This window comes from Marinobacter sp. V34, from assembly GCF_055524115.1.
This window is the reverse complement of sequence record NZ_JBUPZY010000005.1, coordinates 205,501-231,676: the sequence shown is the minus strand read 5'-3', so window position 1 is coordinate 231,676 and position 26,176 is coordinate 205,501. Positions and strand designations below refer to the sequence as shown.

Below are 26,176 nucleotides of genomic sequence, written 5' to 3'. Positions count from 1 at the left end.
TACTGAGAAACTGCAACTTCCGTATCCTCTCTGTTGCGAGACCTGACGTATTATGGCCGGCAAAAACGGATTCCTCGATACTCTCCTGACTAGCCCATTGACCGAACGTTATCGTGTTGGCTTCAGCTTTCTTTTCCTGTTCTGCATTTTCTTGGCAGTGGGGCAGATCAGCGAAGGCATGCCCAACAATATGCTGCTGATGGCAGCCGCGGTCATTGGCGGCTATATGGCTATCAATATCGGCGCGAATGACGTCGCCAACAACGTAGGCCCTGCCGTGGGGTCAGGGGCGCTGTCTCTGGGGGGGGCAGTCCTGATTGCCGCCATATCTGAGGCCGGAGGTGCGATCATCGCCGGTGGCGACGTGGTGTCTACCATCAAAGGGGGCATTATTGCCGCAGAGAGGCTCGACGATGTCAGCGCCTTCGTGTGGCTGATGACAGCAGCGCTTCTTGCTGGTGCGCTGTGGTTGAACCTGGCCACCTGGATGGGGGCTCCGGTGTCCACTACCCATTCCATTGTCGGGGGCGTGCTTGGGGCAGGAATTGCCGCTGGCGGCTGGGGCATTGCGGACTGGGCGGTTATGGCTAAGATTGTCGCCAGCTGGGTGATTTCCCCGGTGATGGGTGGCGTGCTGGCGGCGTTGTTCCTGTATGCCATCAAGAGAACCGTGTTGTATCGCAAGAACGTGGTGCCGGCGGCAAGAATCTTCGTGCCCTGGTTGGTGGCGATCATGGCATGGGCCTTCGGCACCTATCTGATGGTGAAGGGGGTCAAGAAGGTCGTAGAGGTTGATTTCCTGGGAGCGTCACTGGTTGGCCTGGGACTCGCCGCGGTCATTTTCATCCTGATGAGGGTGTTGGTCGGTCGTCGGGCCGCCACCATGGAAAACAGCTCCGCTGGTGTAAATACCCTGTTTACCTGGCCACTTATATTTGCCGCTGCATTGCTGAGTTTTGCCCATGGGGCGAACGATGTCGCCAACGCCATCGGCCCGCTGGCGGCCATTAACGATGCGCTTTCGGCTGGCGCGGTGGTCACCGCAGCGTCCATTCCTTTGTGGGTGATGCTGGTTGGTGCCCTTGGCCTGGCCGTTGGTCTTATGTTGTTCGGCCCACGCCTGATTAAGACCGTGGGGACTGAGATCACAGAGCTGGATAAAACCCGCGCGTTCTGTATCGCCCTGTCGGCGGCGCTTACCGTCATTATCGCCTCCCAATTGGGGCTCCCGGTCAGTTCCACCCACATTGCGATTGGTGGCGTGTTTGGTGTTGGCTTCCTGCGGGAATATCTGAAGTCGAACTACGCCACCCAGCTCCACAGCATCATGGATAGCCATGAGGAAGCGGAGCGCGAGCGTCTGCGTCCGTTCCTGGAGGATTTTCGTAGTGCCTCGGTGGAGCAGATGGAACACCTGCTCCAACAGGCCAAGAAAAAGAAACAGGTGCCGCTCTCCAAGAAGGAGCGCAAGCGCCTTAAAAAGATCTATCGAGAGGAGATGGTCAAGCGTTCGCACCTGACTCGCATCATTGCGGCCTGGATTATCACGGTGCCCGCGTCGGCCTGCATGGCGGCCATCCTGTTCTTCACCCTGCGCGGGCTGATGCTGTAAGGGATTGTCGCGCTGGTTGTCAGGTGCCTGTTTGGCCCATACTATTCTTCAATACGGGAGGTATTTACCTCCCACACGTTGCCACTCTGTCCGGGGATTGATTCATGAGTTCAGCAGAAGAAAGCCGTCAGGCGAAGGTCATTGACGAGCTCAGGGTGTTTATCAAGAAGGTCCTCAGTGATCCGACCATTGCGGTGAAATCGGTGGAAATCGCCCGCAAATATCGCAATCAGCCCAATGCCAATGAGTTGATTGCCCGTGAGATCAGCGCCAACACTACGATCCGTATTCCAGAGAGTTGGAGTCGGGCGGATCACATGTTTCTCGATATCCTGGACGAAGTCCTGGATGACGAAGAGGCGCTTTACTGATCTTTGTCAGGCCTGCCGAACACCAGGCTGATGCTGCTTCAGCACTGCATCGGCCATCTGGTCCAGGATGGTGATTTCGTCCTGGATGCCCTCGTCCGAGGATAATTCCCGCTGTTCCTTCAGTATGTCCGCGAGGATTTCTTTCGTCGTCAACGGGTTGGCCAGTACCACCCGGAACACGATGCAGGGGAAGTGAAAATAGCGCGACGGTTCGAGTCGGGTACGGGAAACGAAGGCCTTGCCCCGTTCGCGCTGGGTTTTCTGAATGAACTTGGTGATGCGGTTCAAACATGCGTTGAGCCGTTCGGCCTGTAGCGAGTTCGCGATTGCCAGTGCCTGCTGCGCTTTCTCCGGGCAATAGCGGTAGGTCAGGATGTTGAGCTCAGGTTTGGTGATGAGTTCAAAGTCCGTCTCCGCATTGATCATTTCCGCGAAGGTTCTGGCCTTGTCGATGCCTTGGTCGATAAGTATTTCGTAGCCTTCCCGCGCCAGAATTCGCAACCCCGACTGAATCAGCATGGACATGCCTGGCCGAGAGCCTTCCAGGGTGGTGCTACCCAAATCCCGGGAGCCCTTACGAATAATGTATTGGGCATGGTGTTCAACCGCGCTGGCCAGTCCGGGATCACGGAAAACCACCAGGCCGGCCCCCATGGGCACGTAGAGCTGTTTGTGGGCGTCGAAGGTGACCGAGTCGGCCTTTTCAATGCCCCTCAGCAGGTGCCGGTGGCTGCGGGAAAACAGGGTGGGTCCGCCCCAGGCGGCGTCCACATGGAAATGGGCGTTGAATTCACGGGCGATATCCGCCATGGCGTCCAGAGGGTCGACGTTGCCGGTTTCGGTGGTGCCGGCGATGCCGCAAATGGCCATCACGCGTATTTTCTGGCGGTGCAGTTCCAGGCATTTTTCCCGCAGCGCATCGGTGTTGATGCGGTTGTCGTCGTCGGTGTCGACGGGTACCAGGAAGTCCCGGCCCAGGCCAAGGACATCGGCGGCTTTGCGCAGCGAGTAGTGGCCGCGGCGTGATACCAGGATAGCGGCGCCCTCGCATCCGTAATAGCGTAATGCCCGGAACAGGCCTTCCTGATGGATGCCGCGGAAGCTGCCTTCGGCGGGGAACGCGTTGTTGCGGGCCACCCAGAGCGCAGTCAGGTTGGCCACGGTGCCACCGGAGCACATGGCGCCGAGGGCGTAGCGGGGATCGTGCATCCACTTGCGGTAGAAGGCGCCGTCCTGTTCGTATACAAGGCGGTGGATCATGCCCAATACCTGGCGCTCCATGGGCGTGAAAGCCTTGGAGGTTTCGGTTTTGACCAGGTTCTGGTTGAGGGCAATCATGATCTTGGACAGCGGCAGCATGAAGTAAGGCAGTGCCGAGGTCATGTGGCCGATAAAGCTCGGAGACGCGGTATGTACCGAGTTTGCCACTAGCTTGTCGAGCAGGAATTGGGCCTGTTCGGAGACGAAGATAGGCTTTTCGGGAATGGCGTAGTCCGAGAAGTCTTTCTCGACTTCGGAAAGATCCCGCTCGACCGCAACGATGTGTTCCTGCAGGAATCCAGCAAGGTTGCGGGATATGTTCTGGTCAATCCGGCTCAGGGTGGATTCAGGTGCCTCGGGCACGGTGAACACACGGTACATGGCCTCTACCGAGGCCTGGGCCGATTTTTTCTTTCCGGTCATAGGTGCCACACACTATCAGTGGTCATTCACAGAGCCTGTCCCGGCCGTTCTGTTCTCCCTGAGGGGGCGTAGTATACGGTGTCGTGAAACCATACGCTACAGCATGGCCCCTGCTTGGCGGGAGGGTCAAAGTATCTCGCGGTGTACGTCCAGTATGGCAGCGTCGATGCGTTCCTGTATGGCTTTTTCGATCTGGTCGAGGCGCTGGGCGATTTGTTGCGATGAGCCTCCGAGGGCGGCGATGGTCCAGGTGGCGCAGTCGAGGGCGTCCTGGTCGGCGGTTTCGGCAACGGCCAGGTCGGGTTCTTTGCCCCAGACGGCTTTCAGGGCGGTGAAGACCTTGCGTTTGGCTTTGAGGTCTTCGCAGCCGTAGAGCTGGAAGTGCAGGGTCAGGATGCCCACGTGGGGCGTGATGACTGTTTGCTGGGGCGTGTTGCCTTCTTTAAGCAGTCTTCTTAGAGCTTCAGACATAAGTGTTCCGGCTTTGGTGCTGGAACCGGAGGGGCGGCCTTTCCAAAACACGCTCAAGCACATCCCTGTGGCGCTTGGGCTCCGCCATCCATGGCTCCGCACAGTTTTGGAAAGGCCGCCCCCTCCGGTTCGCGAACCTTTTTGGTGGAGTCCGCTACGCTGGAAAACTTGGAATCATCCAGCTGTTTTTTCTAGCCTACTACAGGCGTTGCCCGTTTGATAATGGCGGCCGGGTCGGTGCCGGAGGGTAGGTTGCCATAGTTCAGGCCGCCGTTGTGTTCCAGCCGGGAGGCGCAGAAGGCGTCGGCGACCGCAGGGTCGGAGTTTCTCAGCAGCAGTGAGGACTGCATCAACAGGGCCAGGCGATCCACCAGGTTGCGGGCGCGGTATTCGAAGTCGCTGATGTCGGCGAAGTCGTTCTGTAGTTGCGCCAGGAAGCGGTCGAAGCGGGCGTCGGCGCCGCGGGCTTCGGCGGCTTCGCTGAAGAAGGCGTCGAGGGTGTCCGGTTCTTTTTGCAGCGCGCGCAGGGTATCCAGGCACTGGACGTTGCCGCTGCCTTCCCAGATGGCGTTGACCGGGGATTCCCGCAGCAGGCGGGGCATGATGCAGTCTTCCATCACGCCGCTGCCACCGATGCATTCCATGGCTTCGTAGGCGTGGTTGGGGGTGCGTTTGCAGATCCAGTACTTGCCAACCGGAGTGGCCAGTCGTGCCAGCAGGCGCTCGTGCTCCAGATGTTGGCTGTCCAGGGCCTTTGCGATTCGCATGGTGTAGGCCAGTGCCGCTTCGCTTTCCAGGGCCAGGTCGGCCAGCACGTTTTGCATCAGGGGTTGTTCACTGAGTCGTCCGCCGAAGGCGCTGCGGTGACGGCAGTGATGGGATGCCTGGGCGACGGCCTGGCGCATGCCGGCGGAGCTGCCGATCATGCAGTCGAAGCGGGTCATGGCGACCATCTCGATGATGGTGGGCACGCCGCGGCCTTCCTCGCCCACCATCCATGCCAGTGCGCCGCGCAGTTCGGCTTCGCTGGAGGCGTTGGCGACGTTACCCATCTTGTTCTTCAAACGCTGGATCTGCCAGGGGTTTTTGCTACCGTCGGGGCGCCAGCGTGGCATCAGGAAGCAGGATAGACCGCTGCTGGTCTGGGCCAGTACCAGAAAGGCGTCGCACATGGGCGCGGATACAAACCATTTGTGGCCGACCAGTTCATAGGCCTGCCCCGGGCCTTCTGCTCCGATGGTGTAGGCGCGGGTCGTGTTGGCCCGGACGTCGCTGCCGCCCTGCTTTTCCGTCATCGCCATGCCGATGGTGACGGATTGTTTTTCGCTGTCCGGTACGTTTCGGGGGTCGTAGCTATTGGTGAGGATTTTGTTTTCCCAGACCGCGGCCAGCTCCGGTTGTTTGCGGATTGATGGAACGGCGGCAAAGGTCATGGTAATGGGGCAGCAGTGGGCGGCCTCAATTTGGGAGTGCATGTAGTACTTGGCCGTTCTCGCGACGTGGGCGCCCGTGCCGGGGTTGGTCCACGGGCTGCTGTGGAGGCCATTTTCCATCGCTGTGGACATCAGCTGGTGGTAGGCGGGGTGGAAGTCCACCTGGTCAGTGCGATGACCAAAGCGGTCATGGGTATTAAACACCGGCTTGTTCTCATTGGCGTGAAAACCGAGTGCAATGGTGTCCGCCGCGCCGGCGAAAGCGCCAAACTGTTTAAGGTCGCTGGTAGCGGCTGCGGCGCCCTCCCGGGCGACCGCCTCCTGCAGAGCTTTGTCCTGTTCGAACAGGTTGTAATCTTCCAGTGCTGAGGGCTGGTTGAAGACCTCGTGGGTGACGGCCCGGTAGCGGTCGTCACTGGAGGGGTTTGCGGTATTCTGCTGCAGGGGCTGGCGGGCCGTCATGTTTATCTCCTGGTGCCAGTCAACCCCTGCATGCAAAAGCAAATAATGGAGTTGACCAGCGGATCGTGGTCGTTGGTCTCTGCCTGCTCCGCGGTGTCAGCCTGTGCCGGGGACAGAGGCCCCACAAGGCTTTCGGCAATGGCACCTACAAGGCAGGTACTGCTTTGTCTGGCATCCTGATCCGGGAGACAGCCCTCTTCGATGCCGTCCCGGATGGCCTGTTCGAAAAGTTGGGCGTAGGCGCGGCGGAACTTGAGACGCTCTTCCTCAACTTTCGGGTCTACCGGCTCTGCGATCAGCGACCAGGCCATCACCGGGCCTCTCAGGGCTCTCTCCGCAAACTGGCGAAGGGCCACTTCCAGGCGGGAAGCTGCATTGTCTTCGGCGGTCAGTGCCTCAGCGACTTTGTCGACTTCCCGCTGTGTTGCAATCCTGAAGATTTCTGCAAACAGATCTTCCTTCGACTCAAAGTGTCGGTAGATGGTTCCCGTAGCAACGCCGGCACACGCTGCGATGCGCGTTATCTGGGCGCTGCGGAAGCCACCGTCGGCAACGCATCCGTATGTGCATTCGATAATGCGCTTGCGGGCCTCAGCCTTGCGATTGCGCATCTTTTCCGTTTCCCGATAGGCCATGCGGGTTCCTTATAAGTAGTGAATCATTATTCATTCTTTGTGTCAATCAATAGGCCAGTATAGCTTGGTTCATATTATTCTTTTAAAACAATATCGTGGCGACGCTTACAAAAAGTTACAAAAAAAGCGTTGTTGGGAAATAGCGTTGCAACTGAAAGCGGATTATAAAGACGCCAAGGCGGGTGTTAAGACTCATCCGCCGAGATCGGGCGGCCTGCTGAAATAGGCTTGGCGCGCTCGTTGTACTGTTTTCGTTGATGGAGAGAATCATGAGTGAATTCGACGAAAGCAATCTGGAGCAATCCGGTAGCTGGACACACAACAGCGACGATACACACTCCATTGCTGGCCGTGCGCGAATTCGCGCCCAGCTTCAGCAGGATATTGAATCGTTTCTGAACCAGGGTGGCAGAATTCAGGAAGTGGATACGGCATTCCGTTCGGATCCTTCCCGCAAGGTGGATGTCGGTTTCAATAATCGCTCTCTCTGAATTCATGAAGCCGCAGCCCCTGAAGCTGCGGCTCGTTTGCGCTCGTAGCTTACGGTTGTTTTGACGCCGGTCTCACCGCTGTATCCCGTATTCCTCTATGCTGCGTTCTGCAGGATAGCGTGTTCCGTGCATGATGACCGTTATCCGCCCCACATTTGACCGTAGACAGGCCGCGCTCATGAGAGGATTCCTTCGTTTTGCAACCGTGGCACTCGTCGCCATGGCGCTGATCGCTGCAGGCATGGTCATATTCTTTGGTGATAACACGGATACAACCAAAGAGACGGTTGATGCAACTGCCGATCCAGTAAGCAGCGTCGTGCCAGTAGTGGCTTCGGAGTCTGGGCGTGAGGCGCCTTCAAAACTGGTGGGCGAAGCCACGGTTGCGGTGCCGGATACAATGCCGGCGTCGCTGGCTGGAACCAGTGTGCCCGGTGGCTGGGCCGAAACCGACGCTAATGGCTCCCTGGTCCCCACGCCGCAGTTACGCCAGTTGTTTGAATATTACCTGGCGGCGCTGGGCGAGGAGACGTTACCCCAGTTGGTTGCCCGAATAGAGCAGGCGTTGGCCCGGCTTGAAGAGCCGGCACAATCGGAAGCCCTCGACATTCTGGGGGATTATCTGGACTACAAGCTGGCTCTGGGCGACCTGGAAGCCGCCTATGGCAGTGCCGCCACAATGAACGCAGAGGAGATGCGGCGGCGAATGGCGGAAATACGCGCCCTGCGACGTACCTGGATGGATTCGCAAACCGCTGATGCTTTTTTTGCAACGGACGAGGCTGTTGACCGGTTCCAGGTCGAGCAACTGCGTATCCGGGCAAATTCGTCGCTGTCCGATAGTGAGCGGAAGCAGGCGCTGGCTAAAGCGGAGGAGGCATTGCCGGAACCGCTGCGTCAGGCTCGTCGGGAAACCCGCAAATTCACCGACTACCAGCGTGCGCGGTCGGAATTCGCGGATGATCCCGATGCCCTGCATGCCTGGAGAGAAGAACGCTTTGGTGTCGAGGCCGCTCGTGAACTTGAGAAAGTTGAAGCCGAACAGCAGGCATGGGAGGCCAAGTGGCAAGCCTACAGTCAGGACCTGTCGGGGCTTGAAGATATGGGGCTTGCGGGTCCGGAGCGTAAAGCCGCCATTGACTCGCTCAGGGATGATTATTTCGAGGGAGCTGAAAAGCTGCGGGCAGAGGCCCTTGATTCCATCCGGTAACAGTCCTTTCATCTGTACGTAGTAGCCTGATTGTGTGGATCGGCTGTAAGCCCTGCCACCGCCGCCTGTGGGCGTGTATGATGGTTTGGTAGCCCCATTTACCACAGGAGGTATTCCGTGAGCTTTTCGGCCAATCGCATTTTTCCAGCCACTCGTCTGCGTCGTAACCGGGTTGACGGTTTTTCCCGGCGCCTGGTGCGGGAAAATCAGCTAAGTGCCGATAACCTGATTTTTCCGGTGTTCGTACTGGAAGGCGAGGGCCAGCGAGAGGCCGTGCCTTCCATGCCTGGCGTCGAGCGTTTGAGCGTTGATCTTCTGGTGGAACAGGCGGCCGAACTGGTGACTCTGGGGATTCCGGCAGTGGCGCTGTTTCCCGTGGTGCCGGCGGAACACAAGAACCTGTCCGGATCTGGCGCATGGGATTCCGATGGCCTGGCCCAGCGCGCGGTGCGTGCTCTGAAGAACGCCTACCCGGAGTTGGGTGTTATTACTGATGTGGCGCTGGACCCGTTCACCACCCATGGGCAGGACGGCATTATTAATAACGACGGTTACGTGTTGAACGACGTGACGGTGGAGGCCCTGGTCAATCAGGCGTTGTCCCATGCTGACGCGGGGGCGGATATTGTGGCGCCGTCAGACATGATGGATGGAAGGGTCGCCGCCATCCGCGATGCCCTGGAGTCCGCCGGGTATGTGAACACCCGGATTCTGGCCTACTCTGCCAAGTATGCCTCCAGTTACTACGGGCCGTTCCGCGACGCGGTCGGCTCGGCGGGTAACCTGGGTAAGGGCAACAAGGCCACCTATCAGATGGACCCGGCCAACAGCGATGAGGCGCTCCAGGAAGTGGCGATGGACATCGCCGAGGGCGCCGACATGGTGATGATCAAACCCGGCATGCCGTATCTGGATATCGTCCACCGGGTAAAACAGGAGTTGCAGGTGCCAACGTTCGTTTATCAGGTCAGTGGCGAATATGCCATGCACATGGCCGCTGCGGAAAACGGCTGGCTGGATGGCGACGCCGTAATGATGGAGAGTCTGATGGCCATGCGCCGTGCCGGGGCGGACGCCATCCTTACCTATTTTGCCGTCAGGGCGGCGCAACTGATGCGTGACAGTCGCACCTGATAGGTTACAGTCAACAGCAGGAGGGCGCCTAGCGGTCTCTGACAATGGAAGCAGTAAGCAATGACTACTGAATCTTCAAACAAATTAAAGGCTGTCGATGTTCCGGACGTGCCGGCTCCCGTGGAAGCACCATCTCCCGGCGTGGAAGTTGATGTAGCTGCCCAGGAAAACTATTTCAACCGCGAACTGAGCCAGCTTCAGTTCAACTATCGGGTGCTCAAGCAGGCCCTGGATACGACGCATCCGTTGATTAACCGGTTGATGTTCTGCTGCATTTTTAGCAGCAACATGGATGAATTCTTCGAGATCCGGGTGGCGGGCCTGCGCCAGCAGATCAAGTATGGCCGCGAAACCCTGGGCTCGGACGGGATGATGCCGGAACAGGTGCTGGGCGAAATCAGCCGGGTGGCCCATGAGTACATCCGGGAGCAGTACGATATCCTGAATAACGTGCTGATTCCCGAGATGGAGCAGGAGAACATTCACTTCGTCCGGCGTCGTGAATGGACGGAGGCACAGGCCGACTGGGTGCGCCGTTATTTCGAAGAAGAAATCCTGCCGGTGGTCAGCCCCATCGGGCTGGACCCCTCGCACCCGTTCCCGCGTCTGGTCAACAAAAGCCTGAACTTCATTGTTGAGCTGGACGGCAAGGATGCTTTCGGACGTGAAACCGGGATGGCCATCGTGCCTGCGCCACGGTCGCTGCCGCGCTTGGTGAGGCTGCCGGATGACGTCTGTAACGGTGGTGATAATCTGGTGTTCCTGTCCTCCATGATCCACGCCCATGCCGATGAGTTATTCCCCGGCATGGAAGTGAAGGGCTGCTATCAGTTCCGCTTGACCCGCAACGCCGATCTTGAACTGGAAGACGATCTTGAAGATCTGGCCTCCGCCCTGCGCGGCGAGTTGCTGAGCCGGCGCTTCGGTGACGGTGTGCGTCTGGAAGTGGCGGACAACTGCCCGGAAGAACTGGTGCATTTTCTGCTGCGCGAGTTTGGCCTGACTGATCGCGATCTTTATCAGGTTCACGGCCCGGTTAACCTGACACGTTTGATGGCCGTCGGTGGGTTGGTGGATCGCCAGGATTTGACCTATTCCGGTTTCTCGCCGTCGATTCCAAGGCAGATCCGTGCCAAGGAATCCATGTTCGATGCCATCCGCAAGCGCCCATTGCTGTTACTGCATCCCTATGAAAACTTCAGCCCGGTAACGGACCTGTTGCGGCAGGCTGCAAAAGACCCACAAGTCCTGGCTATCCGACAGACCCTGTATCGCACCGGTGCCGACTCGGAAATCGTTGAAGCGCTGATGGATGCCGCCCGGCGTGGCAAGGAGGTGACTGCGATCATCGAACTGCGGGCCCGGTTCAGCGAGGCGGAAAATCTGGAACTGGCCAGCCGGCTGCAGGAAGCGGGTGTGATCGTGGTTTACGGTGTGGTGGGTTACAAGACCCACGCCAAGATGATCCTGATTGTGCGCCGTGAGGAAGGAAAGCTGAGGCGTTACGTACATCTGGGTACTGGGAACTACCATGCCGGTAATGCCCGTCTGTACACCGACTACAGCTACATGACCAGCGACGAATCCATCGGTGACGACGTCAATAAGCTGTTCCAGCAGCTGACGGGTATGGGCAAGGCATTGAAAATAAAGAAACTGTTCCACTCACCTTTCACACTCCATACCCGTCTTCTCGGGCTGGTGGATCGTGAAGCGGAACTGGGGTCAAAAGGCCGGATTATTTTCAAGTTTAACGCCCTCACTGAGCGCGAGCTGATCAAAGCGCTGTATCGCGCCTCCCAGGCTGGCGTGAAAATCGATCTGATCATCCGCGGCATCTGCTGCCTGAGGCCGGAAGTGCCGGGGCTGTCGGACAACATCCGGGTGCGCTCCATCGTTGGTCGATTCCTGGAGCACACCCGGGTCTACTATTTCGGCAACAACGGCCGGCCGGAAGTCTATGGGTCCAGCGCCGACGGCATGGAGCGGAACCTGCTGAGCCGCGTGGAAACCGCCTTTCCGATTGAAGATCCGGCATTGATTGCCCGTGTCCGCGAAGATCTGGACACCTACCTGGCGGATAATTGCCAGTCCTGGGTCTTGCAGCCGGACGGCCGTTACATTCAGAATCAGGCTGCCGAGGGCGAGGATCGCCTGGCGTCCCAACTGGTCCTGCTTGAACGCCTGACCGGGAAATAACGATAACCCGCATGCGCCTGCCTCTATTGCAGGCGATGTGGGCGCTGTAATGGAGTAAAGGCAGTTGAAAAAACAATGGATGGTTGCCGGTGCAGCAGTACTGGCTGTTGGTGTAGCCGCGCCCTGGGCCGTTGGTTACGTAACCGAGCAGCAGTGGCAGAGTGTCACGGCGGAAGTCAATCAGGCGCAACCCCTGTTCAAGCTGCAGACCCGGGATTATGACAGGGGCTACATGGGGGCCGAGTTCACCGGCACCATCACGGTCCAGGATCCGGACACCGGTGACGAGCACTCATTCGACTATCAGGCCCGGGTGAGCCATGGCGTAACCGGTAGCCTGATTGATTTTACCCCGCCCTCCGAGTTGGGCGCCGAAGTCGAGAAGATCTTCCCGGACGAAAAGCCCCGGCTGACCCTGGAGACCCGCCTATGGGGAACGGCGATCGCCGAGCTTTCCGTGCCGGCTGTGAGTGTGATCGACGAGGAAACCGGCGAATCCTTCGATATGTCGGAAAGCTTTAGCAGGGCGGAAATCAGTGGCAACGGTTCACACGCTGATATCCTCATGCTGTGGCCGGGCGCCGTGATTCGGGGGCCGGACCTGCGCATCAGCATTGAGGATTTCCGCCTCGAACAGACCATGGAACACCTGACAGGTGAAGTCTGGTTGGGTGACGGGGATATGTCGCTGGCGGGTCTTGAAGTGGCGGCCCGGGGCGAGCCGGCCCTTCGTTTTGATGAGTTTTCGATGAGTGGTGAGACCACCACCGACGATGACGGTAAAAGTATTGATTCCGAGGCGGTCGTTACTCTTGAAAAAGTAACGGCGGACGACGAGAGCTTCGGCCCCCACCGTATGGAGATGGTGTTAAGCGGCCTGGACGTGCAAAGCTGGAGCGACCTGACAACCGCACTGACGGACATGCAGGCGGCTGCCCTGAACGGTGCCGGCGGCGATTCGCGCGCCATGATGCAGCAGCAGATGGCCTCTATGAACCGCATCAATCAGGCCATGCTGGGCCTTGCGGCCAACGGCTTTTCATTCGGGTTTCCGGAGCTGTCTTTCGCCACGCCTTATGGTCCGGTCAATGGCGATATCATGGTGCAGCACCCATCGCTGTCTGACGAAGAGAAGGGCCAGATGATGATGGTGATGCAGCGGCTGACCGGCAACCTGGATGTCAGCATGCCGCTGGCCCTCGTGGAGCAGCATCCAGAGCTGGGAATGCAGGTGGCGCCTCTGATCAAGCAGGGCATGGTGGTGCAGGAGGGTGACCGCTTGCGAATCCAGGGCACGCTGGAAGATCTTGCCCTGGACATCAATGGCAATGTGATTCCGTTGCCACCGATATTCTGATCCGTTGTTCTGTGCTGCCCGGGGTGGGCAGCACTTTCCCCTTTGTCAGTCCTTGATGAATTTCCGTTTGAGCGCAGCTTCCACGGCTGGGTCGACAAATTCCGAGACGTCGCCGCCCAGTGAGGCGATTTCGCGGATCAGGGTGGAGGAGATGTACGATAGATGGTTGGATGGTGTCAGGAACACGCTTTCCACTTCCGGTGCCAGGCGGCGGTTCATGTCGGCTAGCTGGAATTCGTACTCGAAGTCGGAGACAGCTCGTAGTCCGCGGATGATCACGGTGGCGTTTTGCTCTCGGACGAAATCGGCCAGCAGGTTGCTGAAGCCGGTGACGCTGACGTTAGGTAGGTGGGAGGTAGCTTTCTCCACCAGTTCGCAGCGTTCTTCCAATGTCAGTAGTGGGGACTTCTTGGGGTTGTAGGCGATGGCGACGACAACTTCGTCGAAGAGCCGACCAGCGCGCTCAATGAGGTCGGTGTGGCCGTTGGTGATCGGGTCAAACGTACCCGGGTAGATGACTTTTGGCATTCGGAGCTCCTTTTCACCGGAAGCGCACAGGATAGCAGCCTTCGTCTTGAACCAAAATGTTCCCCGGACTTAACCCCTGAGCCGCTGGGCCAATCTCGTGCTGTTCCTCGCAGCCAGCGCATAAACCGACAATTGCGGATTCGCGCCGATGCTTGTTGGGAAGATCGAGGCGTCGTGGACGCTGAGGTTGGCCACGTGGTGGTGTTCGCCGAAGCCGTTTACGACAGATTCTTCCGGATTGCTGCCCATGCCGCAGCCGCCCATTTGGTGGGCGGTGAACAGCCGGACGCGGTGGGGTTCCATGGCCAGTTTGTCGATGCCGGCTTTGGCCTCGGCCCAGGAGGAGTACCAGGGAGAGTCCAAGTGCATCAGTCGGACTCTCTGGGCGCCGGCGGCGAACTGGATTTCGGCCATTTTGTAGAAGGCGTCTTTCAGGCCTTGCCAGAGGTAGTCGCTGACGGGGTAGTCCAGGATCGGGCTGCCGTCGTCACGGAGGCTGACGGTGCCGCCGGTGCTGTCGGGGTGGAAACCGTCGCGCAGCAGGGCGATGACAGAGTTCAGCCGGGGCAGTTTTGACAGGTCGCGGATCTGTTGTTCGCCGTGGCCGGGAACCACACCGGCGGACATGGCCGGATGTAGCGGCGGTACTTCCAGTTTGAAGCCGGCGGGGCCGTCGACACCCTGGGCGAAGTTGAATTCGTCGGAGTAGATCGACTGAGGAGCGCCGTAGTACGGATCAACGGTGTCGGGCATTTCCGCGATGGTGGCGTTGACCGGGTGCAGGAAGGTGCGTTTGCCGATGCGGTCATGGGGATCGGGAATGTCGGAGCGCAGCAGTAGGCCGGGTGAGCCGATGGCACTGGCGGCAACAACAAAATGCCTGGCTTTCAGGTCCACGCTGACGCCGGATGGGGTGACACCGTCCGCCGCCATGGCCGAGGCCTGAAGGTGGCTGATTTTGTCCTGGCTCATCACCAGTTTTTCCGCCCGCAGGCCGTGGAACAGTCGGGCGTTGTTGTCGAGGGCGCCAGGAATAGTGGTGGTCAGAGCCCCCTGTTTGGCGTTCGTAGGGCAGCCCACGCCGCAGTAACCCAGATTCCAGCAGCCTTTGACGTTGCGTGGAATCACCTCCCAGGACCAGCCCAGCGCCTCGCAACCCTGGCGCAGGATGTCGTTGTTCATATTGGGCTCGGCCAGCCAGGGCTCAATGTTATGTCGTTGCTCGCGGCCGTCGAACCAGGGCTTCATGGCTGCTGGAGTTAGGTCGTCGAGCCCGAAGCGGCTAGCCCAGTAATTCAGAGTCGGCGCCGGTGTGCGGAAACTCGAGGTCCAGTTCACCGTAGTGGAGCCGCCCACACAGCGGCCCTGAAGAATGGCGATGGCGCCGTCTTTGGTCACCCGACTCATGCCTTCCTGATACAGCGAGGCGTAGGCGTCCAGCTCGTTCATTTTGAAATCTTTCTGGTGATATAGCCGGCCTTCCTCGACCAGAATAACCGACAGCCCGGCTTTTGCCAGAATCTCTGCCGTGGTGCCGCCTCCGGCACCCGTGCCGATGATCACCACATCGGCTTCGTGGGTCTGGTTCTGTGTCAGCGTGGCGCCGTCGGTGACCTTCCAGCCAGCCTCAAGCCCACGGGCGATACGATCCGTTAATGACATAAGAATGCTCCGGGTGGCTCAGGCGTTGTCTTTAAACTGGGGCAAGGCATCCACGGCCCAGGCGGGTGGTCCGGGGTAGCCGGACAGGTGCCAATGGTCTTCGTGGCCATAAAACGCCACGTTACTGACCTTGGTCAGGGCGATGTAGCCATTGTTGAATAACCCTATTCCGCTGGTACGCCAACGCTCAAGAAAGGCATCGACGGACTGCGTGCTGGCGTTCTCCCAACTCGACCAGACCCGCGCTACGGTCACCCGTGTCAGACCGAAGTTCAGCAGGTCAAACAGCCCCCGCAATTCCTTCTGGTTGGCCGGCCCGAACTGATGAATGCCCGCATCAATGCGCTCAATCGTCGCCTGAATCTGCTGGCGACGAACCACGGGCTCCTCAGTCAGCCCGGGCCCCACCATTGCCGGCAATAGAGCCTGGAACAGCACAATGTCGTCGCGGGTCAGGAACTGGAACTCGTAGCTCTGGTCCATCGCCCCCGGCATCGGATAGTCCCGCCCGGCGGGCGCGGTTGCACAACCGGAAAGGCCTGCGGTAACGCTCACCGTGCCGAGGAACATGGCTCCACCAAGCCCGGTCCGGAGAAAACTCCGGCGGTCCATGGCGGTATCGGGAAGCTCCGCCTGCGCGGATCGAGAAAGGCTTTCAGACATAACGACTCTCTTGTTCTTATTGTCTTTTGTTGGCGACCACCACCCAAGTCACCGAATAAACAACTTATATACCATCTTGTGAGCCGTCGTTCCGTGCGGCGCGTACACAAACTTGCCGCTGTTGAACTTCTGCTTGCTGAAAATCGCCCGTTGATGAGAGAACGTCAGGAAACCTTCCTTGCCGTGGTAATGCCCCATCCCCGAATCACCGACACCGCCAAACGGCAGGTCATCCTGGGCAACGTGCATCAGCGCATCATTGATGCACATGCCGCCCGAATGGGTCTGGTTGACCACATGCTCCTGCATCGACTTGTCATAACCGAAGAAATACAGCGCCAGCGGGCGAGGGCGGTCATTGATGTAATGAATGGCCTCGTCCAGATTTCCGTAGCTGATCACTGGCAGGATCGGCCCGAAAATCTCATCCTGCATGAGCTTCATATCCGGCGTTGTGTTCAGCGCCAGCGTGATCGGCATCTTGCGGGTGCCATCCTTAAGGTTCTCACTGGCCGGATTGATCTCAATCAGCTCCGCACCCTTGGCACGTGCATCCTCAAGATATCCCTGCAAGCGGTCATACTGCCGCTCATTGATAATCGCAGTGTAATCGTCGTTGTCCCGCAGGCTTGGGTACATCGCCGCAAACTGATTGCGATACTCATCCACAAACGCCTGTACCCGGTCGGCCGGGCAAAGCACATAGTCCGGTGCTACACAGGTCTGGCCCGCATTCAGTGCCTTACCAAAGGCAATGCGCTGGGCAGCATCCTCCATCGGAACATCCGGCGACACGATCGCAGGAGACTTGCCACCCAACTCCAGGGTGACCGGCGTCAGATTCTCCGCCGCTGCACGCATCACCAGTTTGCCCACTGACGTGGAGCCGGTAAACAGAAGGTGGTCGAACGGCCGGCTGGAAAAGTCAGCCGCCACATCGGCTTCGCCATTGATGACACTAACCAGATCTTCCGGGAAGGCAGACTCGATAATTTCCTGGAACAAAGCGGAAGTGTGCGGTGTGAATTCAGACATCTTGATCATCGTACGGTTACCTGCCGCCAGCGAGGCGACCAGCGGCCCAACCGCGAGATACAGCGGATAATTCCAGGGTACTATGACCCCCACCACACCCTTGGGCTGGTAATGAACCCGGTTGCTGGCGGGCTGAAACAACATGGACACGTGCCGCTTGGAGGGCTTCATCCAGCCTTCCAGGTTTTTCAGGGTATAGTTAATGCCCTGGATGGACGGCATTACTTCTGCAATCAGCGATTCATCTTTCGAGCGACAGCTGAAGTCCCGGTCGATGGCGTCCAGCAGGCGGTCCTGATTGGACAGCAGAACGCGCTTGAGACGCTTCAGATTCTCCTGACGTTCGATCAGTGCCGGCATCGGATTGTTGCGAAATGCCTTCTTCTGATCCTCGAACACACGATGAGTGTGCTGTATGTGCTTCTTGCTTTCTGTCAGCTGGACAACGGTGGCTACCATATCGCTCTCTCCTCGCGGCTCCGGGCCATGCCGGATCACCGCCCTTATTGTTCGTGGAACCGGCGACAGTTCCGTAATGCGGTGGTGAAAAAGTATTCAGTTTGCGCTTGGGGCTATTATTAGAGTATATACTCTAGGTAGTCAAGCCGACCCTAATGGCTGATCGGGCCATCCACGGATACGAGGGGCCGAAGCACAGGCGCCACACACAACAACACGCATTGCTGAGCCTATGAAAACCCGAGACAAGATCCTTCTTTCGAGCCTTGATCTGTTCAACGAAAGGGGAGAGCGCAACGTAACCACCAACCATATCGCTGCTCACCTGGCGATTTCGCCGGGCAACCTTTACTACCACTTCCGCAATAAGTCCGACATCATTTACGAGATCTTCCTCGAGTACGAGAAGCTGGTGGATTTTTACCTGGATATTCCGGAGAACCGACCGATTACGCTGGACGACCTGACCTTTTACCTGGAGTCGGTTTTTGATGGCCTTTGGAGCTATCGGTTTTTTCATCGTGACCTGGAATACCTGCTCGACAGTGACCGACGTCTGCGCCAGGACTACCGCGAGTTCACCAACCGCTGTCTGGCGGCGATCAGCCGGATTTTCGAGAAGCTGGCGGAGGCGGGCATTATCGAGCCTCAGCCCGACGAGTTGCGCTCTGCAATGTCGCTGAATGTCTGGCTAGTGATCACCAACTGGATGGCTTTCCTGAAAACCGCCCATGCCTCGGAGGCGCCTGCAAACCTGACTCTGACCGAACTCAAGCAGGGCATCTATCAGGTGCTGACCCTGGAGATTCCCTATATGACAGCGGAGTACCGCGAGCAGGTGATGACATTGCGGGAGAAGTACCGCCCGTGTTTGCCGGACTCGGCCGACGTACCGGTTTCAGAACACGGCGAACCCATCAAGAATCATTGAGGAACTTTTGATCAATTGGCGTGTCTACAATTGTGACATCGGGAGTCCGGACATTCTCGGTGTCTCCTGAGTGAGTTCTCAGGTTTTAGCACGTCGCAAACCCTGACGTTTCACCGGCCTGTCTTTTGGCAGGTCGGTTTTTTATGCCTCCCCCCGCCAAACCGACCTTCCATTGCATCCTTGTCAGAGCGTTTTAAATCCAATAGACTCGTCAATGTTACCGGTAACATATGCCGGCACAAAAACAATCAGGAGATACCAATATGTTCCCGACAAGACTCGCAACTGGCCTTCTGTCAGCCACTCTGGCGTGCAATGCCATTGCCGCCGATTTCACCTTCAAGTTCCAGTCTTCAGACCCGTCCGGCGTCAAGAACTTCGAGATCCAGCAGGCGTGGGCCGACCGAGTGGAAGCGATGACCGATGGTCGTGTTGAGATTGACCTGCTCCCGGTGGGTAGCGTTGTCAGCCACACCGAAACTCTCGGCGCCATGAAAATGGGCGTGTTGGACGGACATGTGTCCGTAACCGGTTACTTTTCCGGTAAGGATCCGGCGTTCGGTTTGATTGGTAATACCGTGGGTGCCTGGTCGAGCCCTGACCAGTTGATCGACTACATTAACCATGGTGGCGGCTACGAGCTGATGAACGAGCTTTACAAGCCCTATGGCGTGAAGTTTGTCGGCGGTGGCGGCACCGGTGTGGAGTCGTTCGTGTCGAAAAAGCCGCTTGATGGCGTTGAGGATCTCAAAGGCCTGAAGATGCGGGCACCGGAAGGCCTGGTGCAGTCCGTCTTTGCCGCTGCCGGCGCATCTCCCGTAAACCTCCCGGGGTCTGAAGTCTACACCGCGTTGAGCAAGGGCGTGATTGATGCCGCAGACTACACGGTGTTCTCCACTAATCACGAAGCAGGCCTGAACGAGATTGCACCGCATCCAGTCAATCCCGGCTTCCATTCGCTGCCATTGATTGAAATTGCGATGGATCTGAAAGAGTGGAAGAAGCTGCCGGAGGACATCCAGGCCATCATGACGATGTCCGCCCGGGATTTTGCCCAGGACATCAGCACCCAGTTGGCGATGGCCGATCGTGAAGCCGTCAACGAGGCCCGTGCCAACCCGGACATTACCATTCATGACTGGTCCGCCGAAGAGCGTCGAAAGTTCCGCACCATCGCGCGTGATCAGTGGAAGGTCTACGCTGAGCAGTCGCCCAATGCCGAGAAGGTCTACCAGTCAGTGACTGAGTACCTGGAGTCCCAGGGCCTCCTCTAAAACAGGTTCCCTCGATATCAGCCTCCGGGCGCCCTATGGCCCCGGAGCGAGGAGTTCATTATGAAGGATGAAGACGTCGGGTTTACCTGGCTGGATAAGGCCATTGTCTGGCTTGGCAAGAGGCTGAGCCTGGTCTTTGCCGCGATTGTCGTGGTGTCGTTCTACGAGATTGTCCGCCGTTATGTGTTTGATTCCCCCACGCTCTGGGTGCACGAAACCGTGACCTTTGCCGGTGCCACACTGTTTGTCATTGGCGGGCTTTATGCCCTGGCTACCGATCGACACGTGCGTATTGTATTGATTTATGACGCCGTCTCTCACCGTGCCCAGCGATGGTTGCGGGTCGTCCATCACGTGCTGGGACTTGCCTTCTGCGGCATGCTGCTGCTCGCCAGTTGGTCGATGGCGACCGAAGCCGTGCTGGCTCCCTGGGGTGGCTGGCGACTGGAAACCTCCGGCTCTGCCTGGAACCCGCCGTTTCCCGCGCTGCTGAAGGTGGTCATCCTGGTGGCGGTGGCGGTCATGACGCTTCAGTTCCTGTTGCACCTTATTCGCGACCTTCGTGGCAAGGGAGATAAATGATGTTTGAATTGGCCTCCCTTGGTATCGGCTATGGCAGCCTGTTGATGCTTGTCATGCTGATTGTATTGCTCCTGACCGGTATGCAGCTGGCGTTTGCCACCGGTCTGGTCGCTCTTGTGTTCGCGCTCGGTTGGTTTGGCCCGGATGCCCTGCCCATTGTCAGCAGCCGTCTGTACAGCTTTATCGGCAACTATGTGTTCCTGGCGGTGCCCATGTTCGTGTTGATGGCCTCGCTGCTGGATCACTCAGGTATCGCAAGGGATCTCTTTGATGCCATGGCCCGCCTGGGGCGCAAGCTTCGTGGTGGGGTGGCTATCCAGACATTGGTCGTGGCGGTGATTCTGGCGTCCATGTCCGGCGTGATCGGCGGCGAGACGGTGTTGTTGGGCATCCTGGCGCTGCCACAAATGCTGCGTCTGGGGTACGACCGCAAACTTGCTATTGGCACCACCTGTGCCGGTGGGGCGCTCGGCACCATGCTGCCGCCCAGTATCGTGCTGATTATCTACGGGCTGACCGCCAACGTGTCCATCGGTGACCTGTTCAAGGGTGCGTTCTTGCCGGCGCTGATCTTGGCGCTGCTCTATATGGGGTATGTGCTGATCCGGGTCTGGCTGAAGCCGGAGATGGCTCCGTTGCCCTCGGACCAGGACGCGCCCGAAACGCCAATGCCGAACTTCTTCAAGGCGCTGTTGTTTCCCCTGCTTTCAGTGGTTGTGGTGTTGGGCAGCATCTATGGAGGTGTGGCGTCGGTTACAGAAGCGTCGGCTCTGGGTGTGATGGGAATTGCCATCAGTACCTGGATTCGCGGAGAGCTGTCCCTCGCCATGGTGCGCAAGGCCACCATCAGCACGCTGCGGGTGTGCGGGATGATCATCTGGATCGGTATCGGAGCGACCGCGCTGGTCGGTGTCTACAACCTCATGGGCGGTATCGATTTCGTCCGCGACATGGTTTTCGCTGTCAGTGGTGGTCATGGCCTGACGACGATCCTGTTCATGATGTTGATTCTGCTCATTCTGGGCATGTTCCTGGACTGGGTGGGTGTTGCGTTGCTCACCATGCCGATCTTTGTGCCCATTGTGGTGGAGCTGGGTTATAGCCCTATCTGGTTCGGGGTAGTGTTTTGCATGAACATGCAGGTGTCCTTCCTGTCGCCGCCGTTTGGGCCAGCGGCCTTCTACCTCAAGACCGTGACCCCGAAAGACATCTCCCTGGGGGAGATTTTCAGTGCCCTGTTGCCGTTTATCGCGCTCCAGGTGGTGGCTCTTGGTTTGCTGGTTGCGTTCCCTCAATTGGCGCTATGGTGGCAGTAACATGAATGGAAGGAAGACACCGAAAGTCGTGGTGATGGGCGTGTCCGGGTGTGGCAAAAGCCTCTCCGGGGCCAGGCTTGCACAGGAGCTGGGCGTTCCGTTTTTTGATGCGGACGATTACCACAGCCGTGCCAACGTAGAGAAAATGGCGGCCGGTATTCCGCTGACAGATGAGGATCGCCTGGGCTGGCTGGACGACCTTGCGGAACTGATCCGGCGAGAGGAGGGCGGTCTGGTGCTGGCCTGTTCTGCCCTGAAACGCACCTACCGAGAGCGTTTGCAGGGGCAAAGTCCGGAAACTCGGTTTGTCTATCTCAGGGGGGATTTTGAAACCATCTGGGCGCGACATTCGAGTCGGGCGGATCATTACTTCAATGGCCGCGCCATGCTGGAGAGCCAGTTCCATTTGCTGGAGGAACCAGAGCCTGATGAAAACGCGGTGGCCGTCGATGTATCCGGCACGCCTGAGCAAGTGATCAGTCACTGCCTTGCCGGGCTCGGGTATGATAGGCCTCTTTGACCGTTCTGGAGCAGTAAATGGTAAAGAACAAACGTCCCACATTGCAGGATATTGCGGACCGGGTTGGTGCCACCAAGATGACGGTCAGCCGTTGCCTTCGCGGCGCAGACAATGTCTCCAAGCCTATGCGGGAGCGGATCTTTGCCGAAGCCGAGGCGCTGGGATACATCCCCAATCGCGCGCCAGACCTGCTGTCGAAATCCACCAGCCATGCCATCGGTGTGTTGCTTCCGTCGCTGACCAACCAGGTTTTCGCGGATGTAATCAAGGGTGTGGAAGCGGTCACCGAGCCTGCCGGCTATCACCTGATGCTGTCCCACTATGGTTATAGTCCCGAGATCGAAGAACGCAGCCTGTCATCGCTGTTGTCCTACAATGTGGATGGCGTGATTCTCTCCGAGAGCCAGCACACGCGACGCACGCTGAGGATGCTTCAGACCGCCGGAGTGCCCACGGTGGAAATCATGGACACGCATTCGGCCCCCTTCGAGCAGGCCGTCGGCTTCGACAACGTCAATGCCGCCCGGGATATGGTGCGGGAAATGATCCGGCTTGGGCGTCGGCGGGTTGTGTATCTCGCCGTGCGGCTGGACGCCCGTACTTTGCAGCGTCAGGAAGGTTACAGCCAGGCGATGGAGGAGGAGGGGCTGACACCGGTCGCCCTGCGCAGCGAGCAACGCTCTTCCTTTAGCGTTGGTGCCACTCTGATGGCGCGGATACTGGAGGAGAACCCCGACACCGACGGCATTTTCTGCACCAACGACGACGTCGCCATTGGTGCGTTTTTCGAGTGCCAGCGCCGGGGTATTCCTGTGCCAGAGCGGATTGCAATCGCCGGGTTCCATGGCCACGACGTTGGTCGCGTGATGGTGCCGCCGCTGGCCAGCGTGATCACACCAAGGGAAGCCGTGGGTCAGAGAGCCGCTCAGGAGCTGCTTGCTCGGCTGGGCGGTGGTGTGATCGGCGAGTCGCGTATCGATCTGGGCTACCGGATAGAACGTGGAGGCACACTCTAGTTTGTCCAGTTAGTCGTCGGTTTCCAGCCAGGTGGTCAGCGCCTCGCGACACTCGTCGACTCCCCGTTTTGATGTTGCCGAGAACATGATCAGGTGTTCCACGCACTGGAACTCTTCCAGCTTTCTGGCAATGCCCATCATGGCCGTTTTTGCCTGACCAAACTTCAGTTTGTCGGCCTTGGTGGCAAGAATCATCAGTGGAAGGTTGTTATGTTCACACCATTCCACCATCATTTGGTCAAAGTCCGTCAGCGGATGGCGTATGTCCATGACCAGTACCAGCCCCCGCAGGCAGCGGCGATCATTCAGGTAGTGGCCAAGGTGCTGTTGCCAGTCGTCTTTCATGTCCCGGGATACCTTGGCGTAGCCGTATCCGGGCAGATCCACCAGCCGGCAGTTCTCACGGTTGAGTGAGAAGAAGTTGATCAGCCGGGTACGCCCGGGGGTCTTGCTGGTTCGGGCCAGCTTGCCGTTGGTGGTGATGCAATTGATGGCGCTGGATTTGCCCGCGTTCGAGCGGCCGGCAAAGGCCACTTCGGCGCCGTGATCTGGAGGGCATTCCTCCAGCCGGGAGGCGCTGATCAGGAACCGGGCACTGTTAAACGAAAGGCTTTTTTGAGTCAGGTCTGATGACACGGGTGTTGGTATTCCTATTGGATTTCAGTTATCAGGGATTAATGTATAATGCTACACCAAATCCGGGCAGTACGCTGAGCGTTGCTGCTGACCAGCCCCGGTTTGTGCCTTTTTTGGCCATTGCCTGCCGGCTGCATAACGAAGAATACTTTTGGATGAGAGAAGCGGAGCGAGCATGAAAAGACTGATCGCAGGAGTTGTTCTCGGTGTTGGCCTCACAGCGATGGCTCACGGGGCGGGAGATCCTGAAGCAGGCGAAGCAAATGCAGCGGTGTGTGCCGGGTGCCATGGCGAGGGTGGAGCCAAGCCTGTGATGGGTGTTTATCCGAAACTGTCGGGTATTGGCGAAAAGTATTTGTACCAGCAACTGGTTGCGATCAAGGACGGCCAGCGTGAAATCGCCGAAATGACAGGCCTTTTGAACGATATGTCTGATCAGGACCTGCAGGATCTTGCGGCCTATTTCGATAGTCAGGACATCACCGTTGCCCAGGCCAATCCCGACCTGGTTGACGAGGGGCAGACGCTATACCGCGGTGGCAACATGGCTTCTGGCGTACCGGCGTGTGCCGGATGCCACAACCCTCGAGGCATGGGGAATGGGCCTGCCGGCTACCCCAGGCTCAGTGGTCAGAGTGCTGAATACGTCGAAAAGCAGCTCAAGGCTTACCGAGGCGGTGAGCGTGATGCCGGCCAGAACGCGTCCATCATGATGGATGTCGCTGCCAAGTTGACCGATACTGAGATCAAGGCCGTTGCGAGCTACGTCTCCGGTCTTCAGTAATGTTCGGCGCGCGCTACGACTGAAAAAAAAACCCCGCTAATGCGGGGTTTTTTATGGGTTGCCGCTGTTTAATCCATGCCCTGTGGAACTTTTCGTACCTGCTGGGTCATAATCCTTTCACATCATCCAATCTGATAACCGGAGACCATGAATGATCCGAATAATCCGGAACGCCGCACTATCCATTCTGGCCATGTCATTTATTGCGCAGGCCAGCGCCGCCAACTGGGAAGAAGGGACGCACTACCAGGTGCTGGATACCCCGGTGAGAACCGCCAGTGAAAGTGGTATCGAGGTGGCTGAGGTCTTCTGGTATGGCTGCCCCCACTGCTACACCTTCAAGCCGCTGGTAGAAAGCTGGGCGGAAGATCTGCCGAAGGACGTCAACTACGTAAAAATTCCTGCGGCCCTCGGCCGTTCCTGGGAACCCCATGCCAAGGCCTTTTACGCGCTGGAAGCCATGGGAGAGCTGGATAAGGTTCATGACGCCCTGTTTGACGCGCTTGCTGGTGAGCGCCGACCGCTGAATTCTGGTGAGGCTCTTGCCGATTTCGTGGCAGGGCACGACGTCGACGGTGAAGAATTCCTGAAGAATTACAACAGCTTCGGTGTTAATGCAAAAATGCAGCAGGCTCAGGCCAAGATTCGGGGTGCGCGTGTTACCGGCACACCGACTATGCTTGTGAATGGTAAGTACAGGGTTACGGCTTCCATGGCGGGTAGCCATGAAGCAGCACTGGAGGTTGTCGATTACCTGATTGAGCAGGAGCGTGCTGGTCAGGCCGAGTAAATACACGGGCCCGATCCGCGAGTCGTGATCGGGCTCTGCCTGGAGTCTGAGCTGCCATCATGTACAGCCGTATTCGCAAGCAGCTAAACGGTATCCTCAGGTCGACGAACGGCCCGCGCGGGGCGTGCTCTGGCGATGAGCATGTTCCTGAGTTCGAGGCGCATCGTCACATTAGACTACTGACCTTCAATATCCAGGTTGGCATCAATACCTCCTCCTACCGTCACTACTTCACCCGCAGCTGGCAGCACTTTCTGCCGCACCGCAACCGCATCCAGAACCTGGACCGTATCGCCACCCTGCTGAGTAATTACGACGTGGTCGCCTTGCAGGAGTGTGATGGTGGCAGTCTGCGCAGTGGTTATATCAATCAGGTGCAGTATCTGGCAGAGGCTTCGGGGATTCCCTACTGGTATCAGCAGCTCAATCGAAACCTTGGCCAACTGGCGCAGCACAGCAATGGCTTGCTGAGCCGCTACCGCGCGCTGGATGTAACCCAACACCGGTTGCCCGGACTGATTCCGGGCCGGGGTGCAATTATTGCCCGTTATGGGGCTGAAGAGGACCCCCTGGTTCTGGTGATGATGCATCTCTCGCTCAGCAAGGCGGCTCAGCAGCGGCAGCTGGCGTATATTCAGGAGTTGATTTCCGAGTACCAGCACGTGGTTCTCATGGGGGACCTGAATAACCACGCAGAACAGTTGTTAAGCAACACGCCGCTTAAGCATTCGAATCTTGTTCCGCTGCCCGAGACGGCTCACAGTTTTCCGAGTTGGAGGCCGGAGAGGGCGCTGGACCATATACTGGTCAGTCCCAGCCTGGAGATACGTCGGTCAGAGGTAGTCAGCTATCCGGTGTCGGATCATTTACCGATTGCCATGGATATCAAGTTACCCAAAGGATACCTGGAAACGTTTTAGGG

The 26,176-nt window shown here is 58.2% G+C and carries 25 protein-coding genes; 16 read left to right on the top strand and 9 right to left on the bottom strand.

The features are described 5' to 3' along the window. Positions 1-52: 52 nt before the first annotated feature. Both AC0B60_RS10770 and AC0B60_RS10765 read left to right on the top strand, forming a co-directional pair. Complete coding sequence (locus AC0B60_RS10770; RefSeq protein WP_465085799.1) at positions 53-1,612, top strand: inorganic phosphate transporter; 1,560 nt, start codon at positions 53-55, stop codon at positions 1,610-1,612. 104 nt (positions 1,613-1,716) lie between these two features. Then, positions 1,717-1,983 carry a hypothetical protein gene (locus AC0B60_RS10765; RefSeq protein ID WP_007154996.1) on the top strand — a complete coding sequence of 89 codons (267 nt, stop codon included), beginning with the start codon at positions 1,717-1,719 and terminating at the stop codon, positions 1,981-1,983. Between the two features lie 6 nt (positions 1,984-1,989). On the opposite strand, the gene panP is transcribed toward AC0B60_RS10765, so the two are convergent. The 4 genes from panP to AC0B60_RS10745 form a co-directional block, all read right to left on the bottom strand. Then, positions 1,990-3,666: a pyridoxal-dependent aspartate 1-decarboxylase PanP gene (panP, locus tag AC0B60_RS10760; protein WP_465085798.1), complete on the bottom strand. Its 1,677-nt coding sequence runs from the start codon at positions 3,664-3,666 to the stop codon at positions 1,990-1,992. Between the two features lie 126 nt (positions 3,667-3,792). Beyond that, a complete protein-coding gene (locus AC0B60_RS10755) occupies positions 3,793-4,137 on the bottom strand; it encodes a DUF503 domain-containing protein (RefSeq protein ID WP_040474714.1) in 345 nt (114 codons plus the stop codon). Positions 4,138-4,328: 191 nt separating this feature from the next. Next, on the bottom strand, positions 4,329-6,032 hold the full coding sequence (locus AC0B60_RS10750; protein WP_465085797.1) for an acyl-CoA dehydrogenase family protein: 1,704 nt from the start codon (positions 6,030-6,032) through the stop codon (positions 4,329-4,331). Positions 6,033-6,034: 2 nt separating this feature from the next. After that, entirely contained in the window at positions 6,035-6,667 is a 633-nt protein-coding gene (locus tag AC0B60_RS10745; RefSeq protein WP_465085796.1) for a TetR/AcrR family transcriptional regulator, read from the bottom strand. A gap of 269 nt (positions 6,668-6,936) precedes the next feature. Here AC0B60_RS10745 and AC0B60_RS10740 point away from each other — a divergent pair, with 269 nt between their 5' ends. From AC0B60_RS10740 to AC0B60_RS10720, 5 genes are all read left to right on the top strand, one after another. Then, positions 6,937-7,158: a hypothetical protein gene (locus AC0B60_RS10740; RefSeq protein WP_465085795.1), complete on the top strand. Its 222-nt coding sequence runs from the start codon at positions 6,937-6,939 to the stop codon at positions 7,156-7,158. A gap of 178 nt (positions 7,159-7,336) precedes the next feature. Beyond that, positions 7,337-8,368, top strand: coding sequence for a lipase secretion chaperone (locus AC0B60_RS10735; protein ID WP_465085794.1), 1,032 nt, complete (start codon positions 7,337-7,339; stop codon positions 8,366-8,368). Between the two features lie 117 nt (positions 8,369-8,485). Next, positions 8,486-9,502 (top strand): porphobilinogen synthase, encoded by a 1,017-nt coding sequence (gene hemB / locus AC0B60_RS10730; RefSeq protein WP_465085793.1) that lies wholly within the window; start codon positions 8,486-8,488, stop codon positions 9,500-9,502. A 60-nt stretch (positions 9,503-9,562) separates the two neighbouring features. Further along, entirely contained in the window at positions 9,563-11,701 is a 2,139-nt protein-coding gene (gene ppk1 / locus AC0B60_RS10725) for a polyphosphate kinase 1 (protein ID WP_465085792.1), read from the top strand. A gap of 64 nt (positions 11,702-11,765) precedes the next feature. Further along, entirely contained in the window at positions 11,766-13,058 is a 1,293-nt protein-coding gene (locus tag AC0B60_RS10720) for a DUF945 family protein (protein WP_465085791.1), read from the top strand. Between the two features lie 45 nt (positions 13,059-13,103). Here AC0B60_RS10720 and coaD read toward each other — a convergent pair whose 3' ends face one another. The 4 genes from coaD to AC0B60_RS10700 form a co-directional block, all read right to left on the bottom strand. Then, positions 13,104-13,586, bottom strand: coding sequence for a pantetheine-phosphate adenylyltransferase (coaD, locus tag AC0B60_RS10715; RefSeq protein WP_007155603.1), 483 nt, complete (start codon positions 13,584-13,586; stop codon positions 13,104-13,106). A 69-nt stretch (positions 13,587-13,655) separates the two neighbouring features. Continuing rightward, the gene (locus AC0B60_RS10710; RefSeq protein ID WP_465085790.1) at positions 13,656-15,248 is read right to left on the bottom strand and encodes a GMC family oxidoreductase; all 1,593 of its coding nucleotides are present in this window, start codon (positions 15,246-15,248) and stop codon (positions 13,656-13,658) included. A gap of 18 nt (positions 15,249-15,266) precedes the next feature. Beyond that, positions 15,267-15,911 carry a hypothetical protein gene (locus tag AC0B60_RS10705; protein ID WP_465085789.1) on the bottom strand — a complete coding sequence of 215 codons (645 nt, stop codon included), beginning with the start codon at positions 15,909-15,911 and terminating at the stop codon, positions 15,267-15,269. Positions 15,912-15,959: 48 nt separating this feature from the next. After that, on the bottom strand, positions 15,960-17,405 hold the full coding sequence (locus AC0B60_RS10700) for a coniferyl aldehyde dehydrogenase (protein WP_465085788.1): 1,446 nt from the start codon (positions 17,403-17,405) through the stop codon (positions 15,960-15,962). A gap of 232 nt (positions 17,406-17,637) precedes the next feature. Here AC0B60_RS10700 and AC0B60_RS10695 point away from each other — a divergent pair, with 232 nt between their 5' ends. From AC0B60_RS10695 to AC0B60_RS10670, 6 genes are all read left to right on the top strand, one after another. Further along, positions 17,638-18,336, top strand: coding sequence for a TetR/AcrR family transcriptional regulator (locus tag AC0B60_RS10695; protein WP_465085787.1), 699 nt, complete (start codon positions 17,638-17,640; stop codon positions 18,334-18,336). A gap of 263 nt (positions 18,337-18,599) precedes the next feature. After that, positions 18,600-19,610, top strand: a complete 1,011-nt coding sequence (locus AC0B60_RS10690) for a TRAP transporter substrate-binding protein (RefSeq protein ID WP_465085786.1) — start codon at positions 18,600-18,602, stop codon at positions 19,608-19,610. Between the two features lie 60 nt (positions 19,611-19,670). Next, on the top strand, positions 19,671-20,192 hold the full coding sequence (locus AC0B60_RS10685) for a TRAP transporter small permease subunit (RefSeq protein ID WP_465085785.1): 522 nt from the start codon (positions 19,671-19,673) through the stop codon (positions 20,190-20,192). Continuing rightward, positions 20,189-21,508 (top strand): TRAP transporter large permease, encoded by a 1,320-nt coding sequence (locus AC0B60_RS10680; protein ID WP_465085784.1) that lies wholly within the window; start codon positions 20,189-20,191, stop codon positions 21,506-21,508. The genes AC0B60_RS10685 and AC0B60_RS10680 overlap by 4 nt, the downstream gene beginning before the upstream one ends. Before the next feature lies 1 nt (position 21,509). Then, positions 21,510-22,028, top strand: coding sequence for a gluconokinase (locus AC0B60_RS10675; protein WP_465085783.1), 519 nt, complete (start codon positions 21,510-21,512; stop codon positions 22,026-22,028). Positions 22,029-22,045: 17 nt separating this feature from the next. Continuing rightward, the gene (locus AC0B60_RS10670; RefSeq protein ID WP_465085782.1) at positions 22,046-23,044 is read left to right on the top strand and encodes a substrate-binding domain-containing protein; all 999 of its coding nucleotides are present in this window, start codon (positions 22,046-22,048) and stop codon (positions 23,042-23,044) included. Between the two features lie 9 nt (positions 23,045-23,053). Here the strand turns inward: AC0B60_RS10670 and yihA are convergent, their stop codons facing one another. Then, the gene (gene yihA / locus AC0B60_RS10665; protein WP_465085781.1) at positions 23,054-23,680 is read right to left on the bottom strand and encodes a ribosome biogenesis GTP-binding protein YihA/YsxC; all 627 of its coding nucleotides are present in this window, start codon (positions 23,678-23,680) and stop codon (positions 23,054-23,056) included. Positions 23,681-23,855: 175 nt separating this feature from the next. Between yihA and AC0B60_RS10660 the strand changes: the two genes are divergently transcribed. From AC0B60_RS10660 to AC0B60_RS10650, 3 genes are all read left to right on the top strand, one after another. Then, entirely contained in the window at positions 23,856-24,464 is a 609-nt protein-coding gene (locus tag AC0B60_RS10660) for a c-type cytochrome (protein WP_465085780.1), read from the top strand. Positions 24,465-24,615: 151 nt separating this feature from the next. Then, positions 24,616-25,254: a thiol:disulfide interchange protein DsbA/DsbL gene (locus AC0B60_RS10655; RefSeq protein WP_465085779.1), complete on the top strand. Its 639-nt coding sequence runs from the start codon at positions 24,616-24,618 to the stop codon at positions 25,252-25,254. Between the two features lie 59 nt (positions 25,255-25,313). After that, positions 25,314-26,174, top strand: a complete 861-nt coding sequence (locus AC0B60_RS10650) for an endonuclease/exonuclease/phosphatase family protein (RefSeq protein ID WP_465085778.1) — start codon at positions 25,314-25,316, stop codon at positions 26,172-26,174. Positions 26,175-26,176 lie beyond the last annotated feature (2 nt).

What these genes read in the sequence shown, in the direction of transcription:
- AC0B60_RS10770 (WP_465085799.1), top strand. Translation starts at nt 53, where the DNA reads ATGGCCGGCAAAAACGGATTCCTCGATACTCTCCTGACTAGCCCATTG.
- AC0B60_RS10765 (WP_007154996.1), top strand. Translation starts at nt 1,717, where the DNA reads ATGAGTTCAGCAGAAGAAAGCCGTCAGGCGAAGGTCATTGACGAGCTC.
- panP (WP_465085798.1), bottom strand. Translation starts at nt 3,666, where the DNA reads ATGACCGGAAAGAAAAAATCGGCCCAGGCCTCGGTAGAGGCCATGTAC.
- AC0B60_RS10755 (WP_040474714.1), bottom strand. Translation starts at nt 4,137, where the DNA reads ATGTCTGAAGCTCTAAGAAGACTGCTTAAAGAAGGCAACACGCCCCAG.
- AC0B60_RS10750 (WP_465085797.1), bottom strand. Translation starts at nt 6,032, where the DNA reads ATGACGGCCCGCCAGCCCCTGCAGCAGAATACCGCAAACCCCTCCAGT.
- AC0B60_RS10745 (WP_465085796.1), bottom strand. Translation starts at nt 6,667, where the DNA reads ATGGCCTATCGGGAAACGGAAAAGATGCGCAATCGCAAGGCTGAGGCC.
- AC0B60_RS10740 (WP_465085795.1), top strand. Translation starts at nt 6,937, where the DNA reads ATGAGTGAATTCGACGAAAGCAATCTGGAGCAATCCGGTAGCTGGACA.
- AC0B60_RS10735 (WP_465085794.1), top strand. Translation starts at nt 7,337, where the DNA reads ATGAGAGGATTCCTTCGTTTTGCAACCGTGGCACTCGTCGCCATGGCG.
- ppk1 (WP_465085792.1), top strand. Translation starts at nt 9,563, where the DNA reads ATGACTACTGAATCTTCAAACAAATTAAAGGCTGTCGATGTTCCGGAC.
- coaD (WP_007155603.1), bottom strand. Translation starts at nt 13,586, where the DNA reads ATGCCAAAAGTCATCTACCCGGGTACGTTTGACCCGATCACCAACGGC.
- AC0B60_RS10710 (WP_465085790.1), bottom strand. Translation starts at nt 15,248, where the DNA reads ATGTCATTAACGGATCGTATCGCCCGTGGGCTTGAGGCTGGCTGGAAG.
- AC0B60_RS10705 (WP_465085789.1), bottom strand. Translation starts at nt 15,911, where the DNA reads ATGTCTGAAAGCCTTTCTCGATCCGCGCAGGCGGAGCTTCCCGATACC.
- AC0B60_RS10700 (WP_465085788.1), bottom strand. Translation starts at nt 17,405, where the DNA reads ATGGTAGCCACCGTTGTCCAGCTGACAGAAAGCAAGAAGCACATACAG.
- AC0B60_RS10695 (WP_465085787.1), top strand. Translation starts at nt 17,638, where the DNA reads ATGAAAACCCGAGACAAGATCCTTCTTTCGAGCCTTGATCTGTTCAAC.
- AC0B60_RS10690 (WP_465085786.1), top strand. Translation starts at nt 18,600, where the DNA reads ATGTTCCCGACAAGACTCGCAACTGGCCTTCTGTCAGCCACTCTGGCG.
- AC0B60_RS10685 (WP_465085785.1), top strand. Translation starts at nt 19,671, where the DNA reads ATGAAGGATGAAGACGTCGGGTTTACCTGGCTGGATAAGGCCATTGTC.
- AC0B60_RS10680 (WP_465085784.1), top strand. Translation starts at nt 20,189, where the DNA reads ATGATGTTTGAATTGGCCTCCCTTGGTATCGGCTATGGCAGCCTGTTG.
- AC0B60_RS10675 (WP_465085783.1), top strand. Translation starts at nt 21,510, where the DNA reads ATGAATGGAAGGAAGACACCGAAAGTCGTGGTGATGGGCGTGTCCGGG.
- AC0B60_RS10670 (WP_465085782.1), top strand. Translation starts at nt 22,046, where the DNA reads ATGGTAAAGAACAAACGTCCCACATTGCAGGATATTGCGGACCGGGTT.
- AC0B60_RS10660 (WP_465085780.1), top strand. Translation starts at nt 23,856, where the DNA reads ATGAAAAGACTGATCGCAGGAGTTGTTCTCGGTGTTGGCCTCACAGCG.
- AC0B60_RS10655 (WP_465085779.1), top strand. Translation starts at nt 24,616, where the DNA reads ATGATCCGAATAATCCGGAACGCCGCACTATCCATTCTGGCCATGTCA.
- AC0B60_RS10650 (WP_465085778.1), top strand. Translation starts at nt 25,314, where the DNA reads ATGTACAGCCGTATTCGCAAGCAGCTAAACGGTATCCTCAGGTCGACG.